Annotated in this window: 17 protein-coding genes; 7 read left to right on the top strand and 10 right to left on the bottom strand. The window is 32.5% G+C overall.

Features of this window, described 5'->3' with window-relative positions:
• Both GN138_RS08925 and GN138_RS08930 read left to right on the top strand, forming a co-directional pair.
• Positions 1-1,158, top strand: a complete 1,158-nt coding sequence (locus GN138_RS08925) for a sensor histidine kinase (RefSeq protein ID WP_157363461.1) — start codon at positions 1-3, stop codon at positions 1,156-1,158.
• A gap of 70 nt (positions 1,159-1,228) precedes the next feature.
• Positions 1,229-1,585 (top strand): hypothetical protein, encoded by a 357-nt coding sequence (locus GN138_RS08930; RefSeq protein WP_157363462.1) that lies wholly within the window; start codon positions 1,229-1,231, stop codon positions 1,583-1,585.
• Here the strand turns inward: GN138_RS08930 and GN138_RS08935 are convergent, their stop codons facing one another.
• Positions 1,586-1,975: an HIT family protein gene (locus GN138_RS08935; protein WP_157363463.1), complete on the bottom strand. Its 390-nt coding sequence runs from the start codon at positions 1,973-1,975 to the stop codon at positions 1,586-1,588.
• 99 nt (positions 1,976-2,074) lie between these two features.
• Entirely contained in the window at positions 2,075-2,548 is a 474-nt protein-coding gene (gene greA, locus GN138_RS08940; RefSeq protein ID WP_157363464.1) for a transcription elongation factor GreA, read from the bottom strand.
• 139 nt (positions 2,549-2,687) lie between these two features.
• Here greA and GN138_RS08945 point away from each other — a divergent pair, with 139 nt between their 5' ends.
• A complete protein-coding gene (locus tag GN138_RS08945; protein ID WP_157363465.1) occupies positions 2,688-3,125 on the top strand; it encodes a hypothetical protein in 438 nt (145 codons plus the stop codon).
• On the opposite strand, the gene GN138_RS08950 is transcribed toward GN138_RS08945, so the two are convergent.
• The 7 genes from GN138_RS08950 to GN138_RS08980 all read right to left on the bottom strand — a co-directional run bounded on the left by GN138_RS08950 (position 3,122) and on the right by GN138_RS08980 (position 10,496).
• Positions 3,122-5,350, bottom strand: coding sequence for a TonB-dependent receptor (locus tag GN138_RS08950; RefSeq protein WP_157363466.1), 2,229 nt, complete (start codon positions 5,348-5,350; stop codon positions 3,122-3,124). The two genes, GN138_RS08945 and GN138_RS08950, sit on opposite strands and share 4 nt — an antisense overlap.
• Positions 5,351-5,701: 351 nt before the next feature.
• Entirely contained in the window at positions 5,702-6,106 is a 405-nt protein-coding gene (gene arfB, locus GN138_RS08955; protein ID WP_317162725.1) for an alternative ribosome rescue aminoacyl-tRNA hydrolase ArfB, read from the bottom strand.
• On the bottom strand, positions 6,106-8,232 hold the full coding sequence (locus GN138_RS08960) for a DUF4301 family protein (RefSeq protein WP_157363467.1): 2,127 nt from the start codon (positions 8,230-8,232) through the stop codon (positions 6,106-6,108). Before GN138_RS08960 ends, arfB begins: the two co-directional genes overlap by 1 nt.
• Positions 8,193-8,825, bottom strand: a complete 633-nt coding sequence (pnuC, locus tag GN138_RS08965) for a nicotinamide riboside transporter PnuC (RefSeq protein WP_157363468.1) — start codon at positions 8,823-8,825, stop codon at positions 8,193-8,195. Before pnuC ends, GN138_RS08960 begins: the two co-directional genes overlap by 40 nt.
• Complete coding sequence (locus tag GN138_RS08970) at positions 8,809-9,069, bottom strand: hypothetical protein (RefSeq protein ID WP_157363469.1); 261 nt, start codon at positions 9,067-9,069, stop codon at positions 8,809-8,811. Before GN138_RS08970 ends, pnuC begins: the two co-directional genes overlap by 17 nt.
• 75 nt (positions 9,070-9,144) lie before the next feature.
• On the bottom strand, positions 9,145-9,870 hold the full coding sequence (locus GN138_RS08975; RefSeq protein ID WP_157363470.1) for a geranylgeranylglyceryl/heptaprenylglyceryl phosphate synthase: 726 nt from the start codon (positions 9,868-9,870) through the stop codon (positions 9,145-9,147).
• Positions 9,870-10,496: a 4'-phosphopantetheinyl transferase family protein gene (locus GN138_RS08980; protein WP_157363471.1), complete on the bottom strand. Its 627-nt coding sequence runs from the start codon at positions 10,494-10,496 to the stop codon at positions 9,870-9,872. The genes GN138_RS08975 and GN138_RS08980 overlap by 1 nt, the downstream gene beginning before the upstream one ends.
• A gap of 132 nt (positions 10,497-10,628) precedes the next feature.
• Here GN138_RS08980 and ahcY point away from each other — a divergent pair, with 132 nt between their 5' ends.
• Positions 10,629-11,945, top strand: coding sequence for an adenosylhomocysteinase (gene ahcY, locus GN138_RS08985; RefSeq protein ID WP_157363472.1), 1,317 nt, complete (start codon positions 10,629-10,631; stop codon positions 11,943-11,945).
• 340 nt (positions 11,946-12,285) lie between these two features.
• Positions 12,286-12,573: a GIY-YIG nuclease family protein gene (locus tag GN138_RS08990; protein WP_157363473.1), complete on the top strand. Its 288-nt coding sequence runs from the start codon at positions 12,286-12,288 to the stop codon at positions 12,571-12,573.
• Positions 12,574-12,997: 424 nt separating this feature from the next.
• On the opposite strand, the gene GN138_RS08995 is transcribed toward GN138_RS08990, so the two are convergent.
• Positions 12,998-15,133 (bottom strand): S46 family peptidase, encoded by a 2,136-nt coding sequence (locus tag GN138_RS08995; protein ID WP_157363474.1) that lies wholly within the window; start codon positions 15,131-15,133, stop codon positions 12,998-13,000.
• 79 nt (positions 15,134-15,212) lie between these two features.
• On the opposite strand from GN138_RS08995, the gene GN138_RS09000 reads away from it, so the two are divergent.
• Together GN138_RS09000 and GN138_RS09005 are read left to right on the top strand one after the other, a co-directional pair.
• On the top strand, positions 15,213-16,355 hold the full coding sequence (locus GN138_RS09000; protein WP_157363475.1) for a methionine aminotransferase: 1,143 nt from the start codon (positions 15,213-15,215) through the stop codon (positions 16,353-16,355).
• Positions 16,356-16,419: 64 nt separating this feature from the next.
• Positions 16,420-17,025: a hypothetical protein gene (locus tag GN138_RS09005; protein ID WP_157363476.1), complete on the top strand. Its 606-nt coding sequence runs from the start codon at positions 16,420-16,422 to the stop codon at positions 17,023-17,025.
• Positions 17,026-17,081: the final 56 nt, after the last annotated feature.

Below are 17,081 nucleotides of genomic sequence, written 5' to 3' on the forward strand. Positions count from 1 at the left end.
ATGACTTTTAGCTTAAATAGAAATATAATCCGTTGGGTTATTATAGCGTCTTCTTTTATAATCATCTCTCTTATTCTATGGAATACGTATACGTTTTTTCAAAATTTTAAAGCCGAAGAACGTTCTAAAATGAAAACATGGTCTGTTGCGCAGATTGATCTAAATAGTATGGATAATCTAGATACAGACGTTAACCCTGTGACATCTCACGTTGTAACAGAAACCATTATTAGTACACCAGTTATTGTATTAGATGAAAATGGTTCTGTTAACTTTTCTAGAAATATAGATAGCTTAACAATAGCAAATCCAAAGAAATTAGAAGCCCTTATTCGGCAATATGAAAGTGAAAATCACCCTATTCCTGTAAAAATAGGAAAGAAGGTGAAACAAACTATGTATTATGGCAATTCACCACTTTTAAATAAATTAAAATTTTATCCATTGGCATTATTGCTTATAATTTTGCTATTTGGAGCAGTGGTTTATTTCTTTTACAGAAGCTCCAAAATTGCAGAACAAAATAAGCTTTGGACTGGTATGGCCAAAGAAACAGCCCATCAAATTGGTACTCCGCTTTCTTCTTTGGTTGGGTGGACGGAAATTTTAAAAACCGAAAATGTAAATTCAGAATACATTGTTGAGATTGAAAAAGATATAGATAGACTGCAAACCATTACAGATCGCTTTAGTAAAATTGGTTCTGTACCAACCCTTAAAACCAAAGATATTGTTGCAGTAACTAAGTCGTCTTATGAGTATTTAAAATCGCGTTCATCAAAACTTATTAAATTTGAAATTGTAATTCCCGATAGAGAAATTTACGTAAATTTAAACGAACAACTCTTTAGCTGGACTATAGAGAATTTGGTAAAAAATGCTATTGATGCCATGAAAGGTAAAGGCGATTTAAAGCTAGAACTAAACCAGGTTGAAAGACAGGTTTTTATTAATATTACAGATACTGGTAAAGGAATTCCTAAATCATCTTACACTAAAATTTTTGAACCAGGTTATACAACAAAAAAACGAGGTTGGGGACTTGGACTGTCTTTAGCTAAGCGTATTGTTAATGATTATCATAAAGGAAAAATAAAAGTACTAACTTCTGAAATAGGAAAAGGAACAACCATTCAGATTATGTTGAAGCAGGCCTAATTTTTGAATTTTTATAATTAAGAAATTTAGCTTAAAGTTTGATAATCAAAAATTTACTTTAAATTTGGGTATGAGTTCATCACAATTTCAACTTATTAAAGAAGCAAGGTTAAAAAATAATTGTCCGGAATGTTATTCTAATGATAGTTTAGAACTTACAATAAAACAAAAATTATCAGAAACACAATTTTATAAATCAATTACCAACGAAATTGTCAGTGATATTAATTGTCTTAATTGTGAGCTTCAAATTTTTCCGGTACGTTGGACAGATGATATAGAACAAGTAGTTAACTATCACAAAAGGGGATTAAATCTTAAAACAAAATCGGTAGCCTTAAAGCCAATTTCTTGGGGAATAATTACGTTTTTTACTGTGATTATTATTGCAACAATCTTATTCGCAACAGGTGTTTTGGTTCTGTAATTATAAATAAGACGCTATTTTATCTGCAATAGCTTTAAATTCTTCTGGATCTAATTTTTGTTTGTTAGAAAAACGTGCATCATCCATAGAGTGTAAAGGAATTAAATGTACATGCGTGTGTGGTACTTCTAAACCAATAACAGACATGCCTATTCGTTCGCAAGGCACTGCTTTTTCAAGAGCAATTGCCACTTTTCTAGAAAATTGCATTAAACCAAGATATAAATCTTCATCTAAATCAAAAATTTTATCAACCTCTTTTTTAGGGATGCAAAGTGTATGACCTTTAGAATTAGGGTTAATATCTAAAAATGCAAAAAAATCTTGAGTTTCAGCAACTTTGTAAGACGGTATTTCTCCAGATATTATTTTAGTAAAAAGTGTTGCCATAGTTTTGGTTATTATGTCTTTTATAAAGATAAAAAGATTCCTGTAAATAGGAATCTTTTTAAGTTATTACTGTTTTAAAAGCAGGTAATCTGTACTGTTTTATCTCGAAATTTCTAAAATATCAAATTTCATAATACCACTAGGTACTTGTATTTCTGCAACATCACCAACAGATTTACCTAGTAAACCTTTACCTATTGGAGAATTAATAGAAATTTTACCAGAGGCTAAATCTGCTTCACTTTCTGCAACCAACGTATAGGTCATTTCCATACCGTTCATTTGGTTTTTTATTTTTACAATAGATAATGCCAACACTTTAGAGGTGTCTAATTGAGACTCGTCAATAACTCGTGCTCCAGACAGAATTTCTTCCATTTTAGAAATTTTCATCTCTAACATACCTTGTGCTTCTTTTGCAGCATCGTATTCTGCATTTTCACTTAAATCACCTTTGTCTCTTGCCTCTGCAATAGCTTGAGAAGCTTTAGGACGCTCTATATCCTTAAGTTGGTTTAACTCTTCTCTTAATTTTTTTAAACCTTCAGCTGTGTAATAAGATACTTTACTCATAATTCCTTCGTTTATAGTCTAAGATGCTGAAATACAATCAGCATAAAAAAAATCTCGCGCTAACGAGATTACTATACAAATATATAAAATATTTACGGCATAGTTCAAATAATTGTAAATTGCCTTATTAAAATTAAAAATGAAAAAAATACTCTTAGCCCTTAGTTGTATTGTAATTTTTGGATGTAGTAATACAGATGATAATAACAATTGTAATTTTTTATTAGATGTAGGTGTAAACCTAACTGTTAATACTAATTTCCCACAATTTAGCCAATTACAATTTACAGGAAACTCTGTTTATGTGTCTGGATACGGAAATAAAGGTATTTGGTTGTATAGAGCTAGTTCTGCAATATTATATGCTTGGGATGCTGCAGATCCAGGGGTAATACCTTCTTCTTGTTCTACATTAACAGATTCTGGTATTGGTGATATTGTTGTAAGTGGCTGTGATGAAGCTAATCAATTTAGTTTAGCGACTGGTCTAGGATTGAGTGATAATTCTCACTCCTGTACGTTGTTGCCGTACAGGGTTGAGAATATCGGTAATAATACGTATTTGGTAAGTAATTAAAATTTTAACGTTAAACCTGCCAAAAAGTTTGTTGTGGCTTGTGGATAAAAACCTGCGCCTTCTATGGTGGTTACGCTATTTGGGTCAGACCACGTATCATCATAAGTGTAATAATACCCATTAGATATGTATTCTACATTAAATATATTATTAACTAAAGCAGAAAACACTACTTCTTTAAAAACAGAGTTTGTTTTTAAGGTATAATTAATGTTAAAATCATTGATGAAAAAACTATCTAATTTTGAAGTTTCAGCTTCTGTGTTAGCCATAAATTGTTCACCAACAAATTTACTTAACAATGACATTTGAAGGTTTTTTATAGGTTGAAAAACTATGGCATTAGCAGCAACTATATCTGGTGAGAACGAAATGTCTGTTTTTCCTAAATTCTGTAATTCGCCATCAAAATCAATTATAGTTTCTTCGTTCTTATTAGTGCTTAGGGTTACGTTAGGTTGCAAAGTTAATTTTGAAGTTACTGGTATTATAGCTTCTAGTTCTAAACCTAAACGGTAACTTTTACCACTATTGGTTCTTATTGGGTTACCAACATCATCTAACTGACCAGAAAGAACTAATTGTTCATTATATAACATGTAATACGCATTGGCATTAAAGGTGAAATTACCTTTGTTGTGTCTCCATCCTAATTCAAAATCATTGAGTTGTTCTGGCTCTATGTTTTCGTTACTTTCAAAGTCAGTTCTATTTGGTTCTCTATTGGCTCTGGCATAAGAAAAATATAGATTGTTTTCGTTATTTAATTGGTAAGTAATTCCGGCTTTTGGATTAAAGAATGTAAAGTCTTTATCTACAGCAAATTCTACTAAATCTGAGGTTGTACCTGTAGTTTTGTAGGTTACATTTCTCAATTGTAAATCACCATACAGACTTATTTTTTCATTAAGCTTATAGTTTGCTTTTGTAAAAACTGAAAAATCATTTTTTCTGCTATTTCCGTCATAATAACGATCTCTAATTTCAGTTTGACTTGCAAATTCTGCCCAAATCACTTCACCAAAATGGTCACCATCATAATGACTGTAAGATCCACCTAAAATTAAATTGATGTTATCGTTTGTGTAATTTACATTGGCATTTAAAACGTAAAAATCATTATCTAACCAACGTCTTCTAATTAAATCCGTTTGATCAATTATTTCGCCATTAAAATCTAATGGTTCAAAACCGTAATCAGCAAAATCTTCGCCTTCTTTATATTGTTCAAAATAACCGCTTCCTTTGGTGTAGTTTAGTCCAAGCGTGGTAGACCATTGGTTGCTGTAACGTTGATTCCAATGTAATTGATAATGGTCTTGCCCATAATTATCTACTTCGTTATCATAGGTATAATAGTTATATCTTCTGTCTGAATTTCTAAGGTTTTCAGCTTCAGCTTCACTTAAATAGTTTTCGGCTATAAATGCTTCAATACCTGCTTCGTCTCCATTGATTCTTGCTAAAGGTGTTCCGTACCAAGCTTGGTAAGTCACTTCTTCTCCGCCAAAAGTGATTGCTTTTATTAAGGTATTATCATCTATATAAGAGCCTTGTAAAAAATAAGATTTTAAATCTGAAGACGCGCGATCAATATAACCATCTGAAGCAATATTAGATAAACGACCTGCAATTTCAAAGTGATTATTCATTAAACCTGTACTGAATTTTACGGTATGCTTTCTGGTGTTGTAACTACCAAAAGAATTAGAAATCTCACCTGAAGCATTTTTAGAAACTGCATCTGTTAATAGGTTAATACTTGCTCCAAATGCACCAGAACCATTAGTAGATGTACCAACACCACGCTGTAATTGTAAACTTTCTGTTGATGACGCAAAATCACCTAAATTAACCCAAAACGTCCCTAAAGATTCAGCATCATTGTACGGAATTCCGTTGATAGTTACATTGGTAGATTGTGAGCTAATACCTCTAACTCTAATCCCAGTGTAACCTACACCTGCACCTGCATCTGTTGTAGTTACTACTGATGGTAAAAAGTTAAGCAATATAGGGATGTCTTGACCTAAATTACGTTTTGCTAAATCTTCTTTGCTGACATTACTGTGTGTAATTGGCGCTTTAGCATCTACTCGTACTGCTTTTACTAAGACTTCATCTAGTTTTTCTACTTTAGTAGAGTCTTGTAGTGGTTTGTTTTGTTGCGCTGTAGCGCTGACTGATAACACTAAGAGTGTTAAAAAAAGAAATAAATTTTTCATTACGATTGTTTAAAATCGAATAAAAAGAGGTAATTATTCTTTATTATTAATAATTAAATGTTTTGAGCTAGAGGTATAAGCAAAGCTAAAAAATGCCTTTTTCTTTTGAAATTTATTCGTTGTATACAAAACAAGAATAAACTAGAAGTAGAAAAATAAACATTGATAACTGTTGCGTTTACCAAAAACAATATTCTATTGTTTTCTTTACGCTCGTTTCCTAAACAGCATTACCTGTTCTAGGTTCAATGGGTATGATCTCAGCCGCAAATAGGCACCCCTTTTTTGAGAACGCGGCAAAGATATAACAGAATTACGATTTATGAATTACGATTTTTGATTTTTTTTGATTTATTCAAGTTGAGGTGGTTTCCTATTTGCCTTTTTATCTGCATTAATACGTTTATCTTTTAAGCGTTTCTTTTTTGCACTTCTTGGCACGTTTGTGGCAATACGTATTTTATCTTCTTTTAAGCCCTCTTCAATTAGTTCTAAAAACCTTTGTGTTACCAAAGCTTTGTTTCTAAACTGACTTCTGCTTTCAGAACATGCTAATATTAAAATGCCATCTTTGGTTAAGCGATTATTTAAGAATTCTGAAAGTTTTTCACGTTCTTCTGTAGTGATCGCATTAGAATTTTTAAGGTCAAAATACAATTCGGCTTTAGAGGATACTTTATTAACGTGTTGTCCTCCGCTTCCTGAGCTTCGTACATATTTATAGGTTAATTCAGATTTAAGTAATCTAATGTCCACTATTCTTTAATTTGATGTGGGGCTTTTAGCAAATCATTTACCGTTTTAACAGGATTAAAAGTTATAATTGGTACTTCAACAAAAATGGTAGTCCAATCTGCCATACTTCCATTCCAAAGTCCAGGTAATTCTAAAGCTTTTAAGTCTTTACCGTTTTTAGTTTTTTGAGTAATAAAAGCAGCGTTGTGGTCTACGTAATTTTCTAAATCAAATTTTTCGCCCTTGTAGTTTTTTACACCACAAACTAAGTCTACAGGATTAAAATGGGTTGCGTTTTTAAGTATATCTGCTTGTTGTGGGTTATCTAAGTCGATTTGTGCAGATTCTACAATTTGAAGCGATTGATTAGATTTTTCATCCTTAACCCAAAATGGTCCTCCTCCTGGTTCGCCTTCGTTTTTAACCATACCACAGATACGGATTGGACGATTTAATTTTTCTTGTAAATATTCAATTTTATATTGATTGGTATACTTTTTATACTCATCTGATATTTTAATGTTTAAACTAGATGTTAAAAATTCCTCAATAGATTTAAATGTAGCTTCAGAAATAGTAGCAGTATCTAAAATGTGTAAATACTCAAAAGTTTTAGTTTGTAATTTAATAAGTATACCAGCTAATACTTTTTTGTATTTCGCAATTTCTTCTTTGTATTTGTAGACAACTACGTTATCTATGTTTTTTATAAAAATGATGTCAGAATTTAAGGCATTTAGGTTTTTTAATAAAGCACCATGACCAGATGGTCTAAATAAAATTGAGCCATCTGCTTCTTTAAACGGTTGGTTGTCTAAAGTTACAGCAATGGTGTCTGTAGATTGTTGTTGGTAAGAGAATGAAATATCAAAGTTGACACCTGTATTTTCCTCAACATCTTTCTGTATTTTGTGAAACTCTTGGGTAAATTTATCTTTATGTGTCTCTGAAATCGTAAAGTGAAGTTTGGCTAAACCTTTACTAGAGGCATATAATGCGGCTTCGTACAGGTGTTCTTCAAAAGCCGTAGAAACATGATCTTTTTTGTATTCATGAAATGGTAATAAACCTTTTGGTTGATTTCCAAAACTCAATTCGTTTTCATCTAACATAGTTTTAGCAAAGTGCCAAACTTGTTCGTGTTTAGGTAATGACTTAAAATCAATACCTTTAGATGTAAGTAATTCTAAAATCTGATTGTAAAACGGAAACTTTTCCATACCAACCATAAATAAAGGTAACTCCTTTATTTTGTTTTTATTGATGTAAGAATTAAGAGATTCTTCGTTTGCATTATATGCACTTACAAATTGAAATAAAAACTTAAACATTCTAGTAGCTGCGCCAGAAGCAGGTACAAATTTTAGCAAGGATTTATTGTCCTTTTCAGTATCAAATTCGCTGAGGAAATTTTTTATGTTTTCTTCGTTTAAAGAAATGATACCGTTATTAATCGTAGCAGCTTCAGAAATATTAGTAAACGGAATTCCTGTTTTAAAAAGTTGAATTTGGGCTTTTACTTTTTCAGCATTTAAGCCTTTAGATTCTATTTGTTTGATATCTGTTTCTGTAAATTTCATGTGTTGTTCTCTAAATAGTTTATCAATATGTTTAGTTGCTAATGCTAAACGTTCCTTTTTACTTCCTTTTAAAATAACGTAAGGTTTATTGTAGGTTTTTAAAGCATTTTCAAAAGCCTTAAACATTAGTTCTCTTTCTTCAGGTTTATCTCTAAGGTCATCAGCTTCCCACGGCGTGTCAATATAAGTTAAAAAATATAAGTCATAAAAATTTTCTAGAGCATGTGTCTCTAAAATTGGGTCACATGTACCTTTGTAATACACTTCGCTATATACTTTAGTTTCAAGTAAATTGGTGTCGCAAATTAAAACGGAATCTGTTTGCTGTGCCAAGTGATTTTCAAGTTTCATTTGTCCTATGGCGATAGGAAGCAAATCTTTGGGTTCACAGGTTTTACGTTGGTTATTCCATTTATTTTGAAGATATTCTCTGGCATATTCAGGTACCCAAACAGAATTATAATACCTAGCTAATTGACGAGACAAGGTTGTTTTTCCTGTTGATTCTGGGCCAAATAGCACTACTTTTAAGCAGTTACTTGGCTGTTGTTTAAGTTTTTCTTCCATGCTAAATATCCAAATATGGCTATTACTGTGAATCCTAGATATTGGAAACTTGTAAATGTAAATCCTTTATAAAAGTATAGAGGAATTGAGATGAGGTCACCAATTATCCAATATATCCAATTTTCTATTTTTCGTTTTGCCATTAACCACATGCCTACAAAAAAGGTAGCTGTAGTAATGGTATCAACGTAGGCAACCCAACCTGTCCATTTATCAAAGCTTTTGTAAACAACAAAGACAAAAATTAGCGTTGCTATAAATATAGCTACGCTTAATTGTTTTTCTTTGGTAGTGGTTGTAGATATTGGAGTTTCATGCTTTGCGTCTACTTTTCTGGTCCAGACGTACCAACCAAATACACTCATTATAAAATAATAGGCATTTATCATCATGTCTCCTAAAAGTTGCCATTTTAATAATAGATACACAAAAATACAGGTGCTAATCATACCTGTAGGGAACACTAAAATGTTGTTTTTTTTAGAAAACCATACGGAAAGAAAACCGAAAATTACGGCCACAATTTCTAATATAATATCAGAGGTTTGATATTCGGCATACTGACCGAAAAAGAAATCAAAAATGTGGTTCATAATCACTTCTATTGGTTTTAACTACTTTCATGGTTAATACCGAAATATCGGCAGCTGCAAAAGAACGTTTTATTTCCTGATTTAAAAAAGGCATTAGTTCATCATAGTTACCAAATATCTGCGTACTTAATGGGTTTTCTAGTACTTTAAATTTAGAATTACGTAGTGCTTTTATAAAGTTAATTACGTGTATTTCGTAATCATTTTGTAAAGGTGAAAGTGTTAGGTCTACTGATATTTCCATGGTTGATTTCCGTTAATTCGGACTTTTAATTAATTTTCTATTTATATGATGCTAAATCAAGTTTATAGTCACAATTTACTTCTGTAAATGATTAAAAAATGCTTCATCTTTTTCAAAAGCTGTTCCAATAACAATTACATCCGCACCTGCTTTGTAAGCTAATTCTATTTCGGTTTTTGTTCTTATGCCTCCACCAACAATTAAAGGAATGGATAATTGTTTTTTTACAGCTGAAATAATTTTAGGTTCAATAGCATGTGTTGCACCACTGCCAGCTTCGAGATACATAAGTTTCATACCTAATAATTCTCCTGCTTTTGCTGTGTCTGCGATGTGTTGAATTTTGTCTCTCTCTAAAGGTTTTGTCTGGCTTACGCGTTCTACCGCAGTTTGTTTTCCATTTTCAATGAGTATATACCCTGTAGATATGACTTCTAAATCCGAATCTTTTAATTTTGAAACGGCTTCAACATGTTTTCCAATAAGATACTCTGGATTTCTTCCTGAAATTAACGACAAAAATAAAATACCATCTGCTTTATTTGTTATTTGGGTCACGTCACCAGGAAATAAAACTACAGGTAATAAGGTGTGTTTTTTTATTTCTATAACTAGAGCTTCAGTTAATCCTTCGTTAACTTCGCTTCCGCCAACAAAAATGTGTGTGGCAATTGATTGATTTACTTTAGAGATAAAACTTGAAACATTTGAGAGCTTCATCTTATCAGGATCAATTAATACAGCTAAAAGTTTCTCGTTTTTTGCTATAGATGCGCTTATATTTTGATAGATGTTTTTCATTATGGAACGACGTATGCACACATAAATTCATCAAATTCAAAAAAGGCAGTGTTATATCTGTATTTTTTATTATTGTAATCAATCCAAGCTACAGTTTTACCATCTTCCATCATAAACGGAATCACTAAAAAATGCTTATTAAATAGCATTCCTGGTGTTGCAAAAAGTTTATATAAGGATTCTTTAATTCCCCAAATTATGGTAAGTCGGTTAATGTAATCTTTGTCTGTGGGTTTTAAATAATTAAACTCATAATCCACAAATTTATGAGCAATTTTAGTGATTTTATCTCGGCGTTTTTCAATATCAATACCAACTTCTTTATCACTCACTATAACACCAGAGAACGTAAACGAATGCGTAATAGAAATATGTTTACCGTCATTAAGATGAGGTTTTCCGTTTTCATCATAAAACAAATCTTGATCGGTATAACCAAATTCTCTAAGTAAATGCCTTACACTTAAAAAACCACGTTGGTGTAATTCGCTTTTCATGCCTAAAACACGTTTTAAACTTTCTGGTTTTAAATCTAATGGTTGCATCAACGCGTCGTAAGATTCGTCAATCTTCCAGATTTTAACAGTAGTTTGTGAGTTTACACTAATGGTTTTGTACAGTGGCATTTAGTATTGTTAATGTTATTGATTATCTTTGCGCAGCCTTAGCTAGACATGGCGATTTTAGATAAGCGAATTTAACCATTTAAGCGCTAAAGCCAAAGGTGTTTTAGAATATAAAAAAACAAAGAAAAAGATATGAGTACAAAAACGATTCCTTACGTGCCAAACAAGGTGAAAGACATGTCGCTTGCGGCTTGGGGAAGAAAAGAAATTAATTTAGCCGAAGCAGAGATGCCAGGTTTAATGAGTTTACGTGAAGAATATAAAGACGAGCAACCATTAAAAGGTGCTCGTATTGCAGGTTGTTTACATATGACTATTCAAACTGCGGTTTTAATTGAAACATTACAAGCTTTAGGTGCAGAAGTAACTTGGAGTTCTTGTAACATTTTCTCAACACAAGATCAAGCAGCTGCGGCCATTGCGGCGGCAGGAACTGCGGTGTACGCATGGAAAGACATGACGGAAGAAGAGTTTGATTGGTGTATTGAGCAAACCCTTTTCTTTGGTGAGGATAGAAAACCATTAAACATGATTTTAGATGATGGTGGCGATTTAACTAATATGGTTTTAGATAAATACCCAGAATTAGCTGAAGGCATCAACGGTTTATCTGAAGAAACTACAACTGGTGTTCACAGACTTTACGAGCGTGTAAAAAATGGAACTTTACCAATGCCAGCAATTAACGTAAATGATTCGGTTACAAAATCTAAATTTGATAATAAATATGGTTGTAAAGAATCTGCAGTAGATGCCATCCGTAGAGCAACCGATGTTATGTTAGCAGGAAAACGTGTAACGGTTTGTGGTTATGGTGATGTAGGTAAAGGTACAGCAGCTTCCTTTAAAGGTGCTGGTTCTATTGTAACGGTTACTGAAATTGACCCAATTTGTGCATTACAAGCTGCAATGGATGGTTTTGAAGTGAAGAAATTAGAAACTGTAGTTGGTAATAGCGATATCATTATTACAACAACAGGAAATAAAGATATCGTTAGAGCTGAGCATTTTGAAGCTATGAAAGACAAAACCATAGTTTGTAATATAGGACACTTTGATAACGAAATTCAAATGGCTTGGTTAAACGAAAACTATGGAGATACTAAAGATACTATTAAGCCACAAGTTGATAAGTATACGATTAACGGAAAAGAAATTATTATTCTTGCTGAAGGTCGTTTAGTAAACTTAGGTTGTGCAACTGGTCACCCAAGTTTTGTGATGAGTAACTCATTTACAAACCAAACCTTAGCACAAATTGAACTTTGGAATAACAAAGAAGCTTACGGAAATGATGTGTATATGTTGCCTAAGCATTTAGATGAAAAAGTAGCAAAATTACACTTAGCTAAAATTGGTGTTGAGTTAACTGAACTTAAAGATTACCAAGCAGAATATATAGGTGTAACGGTTGAAGGTCCTTATAAGCCTGAGCACTATCGTTATTAATATCATTCCTGCGAAGGTAGGTGAAACGTAATTATAAATTAAACCCTTGCAGAAATGTGAGGGTTTTTTGTTGGTGTACAATTGAAACCAAAAAAGGAACAATAATGTCACTTCGAGTGATTTGAGTGTAACGAGCAAATAGTATCGAGAAGCCAATGAGTAAAATTATACATGATATTTCTAGAAAGGTTCTCGATACAAAATTGCAGAAAGAGCAATTTCACTCGAACTGACGACTAAGTTTCAATTGTACTTTAGATTTAGTTATAAACCAAAACGTCACTTCGAGTGATTTGAGAGGCACCAGCATATTGTATCGAGAAGTTTCTATATTTAGAACATGAAACAATCTTATGTATATATTTTAAAATGTTCAGATGAAAGTTATTACACAGGAATAACTTCAAATCTCACAAAAAGATTACATGAACACAAAACAGGAAAACATAAGGAGAGTTACACATATAATCGAAGACCATTAACTTTAGTGTTCTATGCGGAATTTACTGATATTACATTAGCTATTCAGACAGAAAAACAAATTAAGAAATGGTCGAGGGCGAAAAAAGAAGCATTAATAAATGAAGAATTTGATAAGCTTCCGAATTTAGCAAAAAAGAAGTTTTAAAGGTTCTCGATACAAAATTGCAGAAAGAGCAATTTCACTCGAACTGACGACATTACAACAATTGAAACCTTATATTAAATATGAATCCACCACGTCCCTTCGAGTGATTTGTGAGGTACGAACAAATTGTATCGAGAAGCTATTAAGTTGAAATTATTCTGAATATTTCTAGAAAGGTTCTCGATACAAAATTGCAGAAAGGGCAATTTCACTCGAACAGACGACTGAGTTTCAATTATCCTTTAAGTTTTATACTAACCTATAACGTCACTTCGAGTGGTTTGTGAGGCACGAGCAAATTGTATCGAGAAGCTAAAACACCAAATGCATAAAGACCTCAAAGTTTTAAAAAACAATGAGGTCTTATATTATTAACGCAGTAAGTGAAATTTAGTAACTATCAATTAGCCAATTAAACCAACAACTAACCACGCTTAGTACGTTTTTTCTTCTTTTTCTTAGATTTAGGACCATCCTTTTTAGGATGAACCAAAGTCATTTCATCAATTAAGTGCGTTGCACCAGCATATTTATCAACTATAAAAAGTACGTAGCGTAAATCTACCATAATGTTACGGCAGATTTCTGGGTCGTAATTCATGTCGCTCATAGTACCTTCCCAAACACGGTCAAAGTTTAAGCCGACTAAATTTCCTTCGGCATCAATAGCAGGACTCCCAGAATTTCCACCAGTGGTATGGTTTGTTCCTAAAAAGCAAACTGGGACTTTTCCATTTTTATCAGCATACTTACCGTAATCTTTAGCGTTGTATAAATCTCGTAATTTTTGTGGTACATCAAACTCGTAATCGCCAGGAATGTATTTTTCAATAACACCATCTAAATAACTTACTGGATTATAATAAACCGCATCTCTTGGCGAATAGCCTCTTACTTGTCCGTAAGTGACACGAAGTGTGCTATTAGCATCTGGGAAATAACGTGCGTTTGGTAATGCTTCCATTAATGCTGTCATATATTTAGTTTGTAAGGCTGTAATTGGTTCGTTTTTTTGTTGGTATTCAGGATTTAGTGTGTTAAAAAACTCATCAATAATTGGTTTTGCATACTCATAAGCAGCATCATTGTTTAAGTTTTTTATAACCGTTTCTGCATCGCCTTCAAGCAAGCTTAAAGCAGAATCTAAATTAGTAAAAGCTGTTTTGTCATAGATAGACGCATCAACGTCTTTACCATATAAAGGCATCACATTGAGGTAAACCCCTTTGTCTAATTCTGCATTATAATTTTTATGAATACCTTGTAATTGACCAGTTAACACTTCTTTTCCTCTTTCTAAATTTTCTGGGTTAGCAACTAAAGCTTGTTCAACTTGGTAAGCTCTAAAGGTCATTTGCATTAATTCATTGGTTACTAAAAAGACTTCAATAAAGTTTCTACGTTTTATATTAATTGGTGCGAAGTCTTTGTACAGTCTATCAAATTCCGGAAGGATATTTCCATATTTATCCTCTAGCCCTTTTTCTTTCAAGGCTTTTGTAAATGTAGCTTCAAATTCTTTACGTTTTTCAACCGCATTACTTTTTTTAATTCCTAAATTCTCGCCAATCCATTTTTTCCAAGCGTTAGCAATTCTGGCTTGTTTAGAGGCATATTTAATTCTTATGTCATCGCTTTCTTTCATTTTTTGGTCAATGACTTTTAAAGCCGCTTCTCTAATCGCAATATTTGTAGGATTAAATTCTTTGGTAATATGCTCAATGGCAACAGCAGGTAGATACTCGCTTGTTGTACCTGGAAAACCAAAAACCATTGTAAAATCCCCTTCTTCCACACCATCTAAAGATATTGGTAAGTAATGCTTTGGTTTATATGGCTTGTTGTCTTTGCTATATTTTGCTGGTCTATTATTAGCATCTGCATAAATACGAAACATAGAAAAATCGCCAGTATGTCTAGGAAAAACCCAGTTGTCTGTGTCACTTCCAAATTTACCAATACTGCTTGGTGGTGCACCAACTAAACGAATATCTTCAAAACGTTCGGTTACAAAAAGGAAGTATTGATTGCCTTCATAAAATGCTTTTGTCTTTACGTCTTGCCAAGCTTCTTTTGGCCAAGTTTTTAAAGCTGCGTTTGTGTTTTTTGAGATTAATGATTGTTTTTCAGATTCGGTCATTGTATCAGTTATTCCTTTTAAAGCAACATCGGTTACATCGTGAATACTGACAATAAATTCAATAAATAAACCTTTGTTTGGTAATTCGTCTTCTAGAGACATGGCCCAAAACCCATCTTTTAAATAATCGTTTTCTAGAGATGAATGCGATTGAATTTGTCCAAAACCACAATGATGATTGGTTAATACCAAACCTTGGTTTGAAATCACTTCACTTGTGCAACCACCATTAAAATGACCAATGGCATCCTTTAAGCTAGAATTGTTAACATCGTAAATATCTTGAGCCGTTAATTTACTGCCCAAACTTTGCATTTCAGTTTCGTTCATGCCTTCTAAAAGAGAAGGAATCCACATACCACCTTGTTGGGCAGACACTTGAAAAACAATAAATAGAAATAAAATTTTTATAAAGCGCATAACCTATATTTTATTAGTTTTTGTAAAGATAGAAAAGCTTGTTTTATATCTTTAAGATTTTCATATTTAAAGCATGTTTATGAATCATCAATCAAAATTACCAAACGTTGGCACCACAATATTTACTGTAATGAGTGCTTTGGCTAACGAGTATAATGCCATTAACTTATCGCAAGGTTTTCCTAATTATCCCAGTTCTCAAAAATTGAATGATTTGGTCACTAATGCTATGACTAATGGTTATAATCAATATGCACCAATGGCAGGCAATTTAGATTTGCGTTTGGCCGTTGCTCATAAATATGAGTTGCTGTATAAAAGCACCTATCATCCAGAAAAAGAAATCACAATTACAGCAGGTGCAACACAAGCTATTTACACTATAATTTCTGCATTTGTAAGACCAAATGACGAAGTCATTATTTTTAAACCTGCCTACGATTGTTACCAACCTGCGATAGAACTAAATGGTGGAAAAACGATTCCTATTCAATTATATGCGCCAAATTATAATGTGAATTGGGATGAGGTGGCTTCAAAAATTACCTCTAAAACAAAAATGATAATTATAAACTCACCTCATAATCCTAGTGGCACCATTTGGTCTAAGGACGATTTGCTTCAACTTCAAAAGTTAACAAAGGATACAAATATTATTGTGTTAAGTGATGAGGTCTACGAGCATATTGTATTTGATGATGCACAACACCAAAGTGCATGTTTATTTACAGGTTTAAAACAACGCAGTTTTATAACCGCTTCTTTTGGAAAGACCTTTCACAACACAGGTTGGAAGATTGGGTATTGCTGCGCTCCAGACTATTTAATGGAAGAATTTAGAAAAGTGCATCAGTTTAATGTGTTTTCTGTAAATCATCCTGCACAAAAAGGCATTGCAGATTACATGCAAGATGAAGAAACCTATTTGGGTCTCAACACCTTTTTTCAGCGGAAGCGCGATTTGTTTTTAAGTTTAATTTCAGAATCTCGTTTTAAGTTTCAACCGTCTAAAGGGACTTATTTTCAAGTTTTAGATTATTCTGAAATCGCAGATGAATATGATGTAGATTTTGCGAAGCGACTCACCAAAGACTATAAAATTGCGTCTATTCCTTTATCTGTTTTTAACGAAAATAACAAAGATGATAAAGTGTTGCGATTTTGTTTTGCTAAAACAGACAAAACATTAGTGGATGCAGCAGAGATATTATGTAAAATTTAATAAAATAACCTGTTACCTTTCATTTATTTTTGTGTCTTAATACTGAACAATAAAAACAAATACAATGAAATATTATATCATCTTATTATTCTTAAGTTTATCACTAACAACATTTGCGCAAGAGGTAACTAAAGAAGGAAAAGTTTACGAAGTTAAAAACGAAAAAATCTTTTTAGAAGGTGTTGACGTTACTGAAACTTTAAAGTTAGAAGAAAGAACGTTGATTTTTAAAGAAGCAGCTTTAATTTCAGACAAAATGAAGTTAGCAGAAGAAGCAAAGCTAAAAGCTGAACAAGAGAAAAAGGAAGCTGAGAAAGTAAAAAAGGAAGAAGAGAAGGCTAAAAAACAAGCAGAAAAGCTTAAAAAAGAAGAAGAAAAGGCTTTGGAAGAAAAAGAAGAATTAGCTGAAAAGTTAGAAAAAGAGAATAAAAAAGCCGAGAAAGCTCAGAAAAAAGCCGAAAAAGAACAAAAAAAGGCAGAAAAGGCCATAAAAAAAGAAGAGAAGCTACAAAGTAATTTTGAGAAGGCAGAAAGTAATCTTGAAAAAGCACAAAAGAAATACGAGAAGCTAAAAAGAAAAGGTAAGTTATCTCCAGTTGATGAAAATAAATGGATGGATAAAATAGAAAAATTAACTGAAAAGGTAACTAAAGCCAAACGTAAATTGTAATTAAAAATCTACCTTAACCTGCTTACTGGCAAGCTGAGTTGTAAACACAAATAAGT

It is taken from the genome of Winogradskyella endarachnes, from assembly GCF_009741275.1.
GTDB classification, from domain to species: domain Bacteria; phylum Bacteroidota; class Bacteroidia; order Flavobacteriales; family Flavobacteriaceae; genus Winogradskyella; species Winogradskyella endarachnes.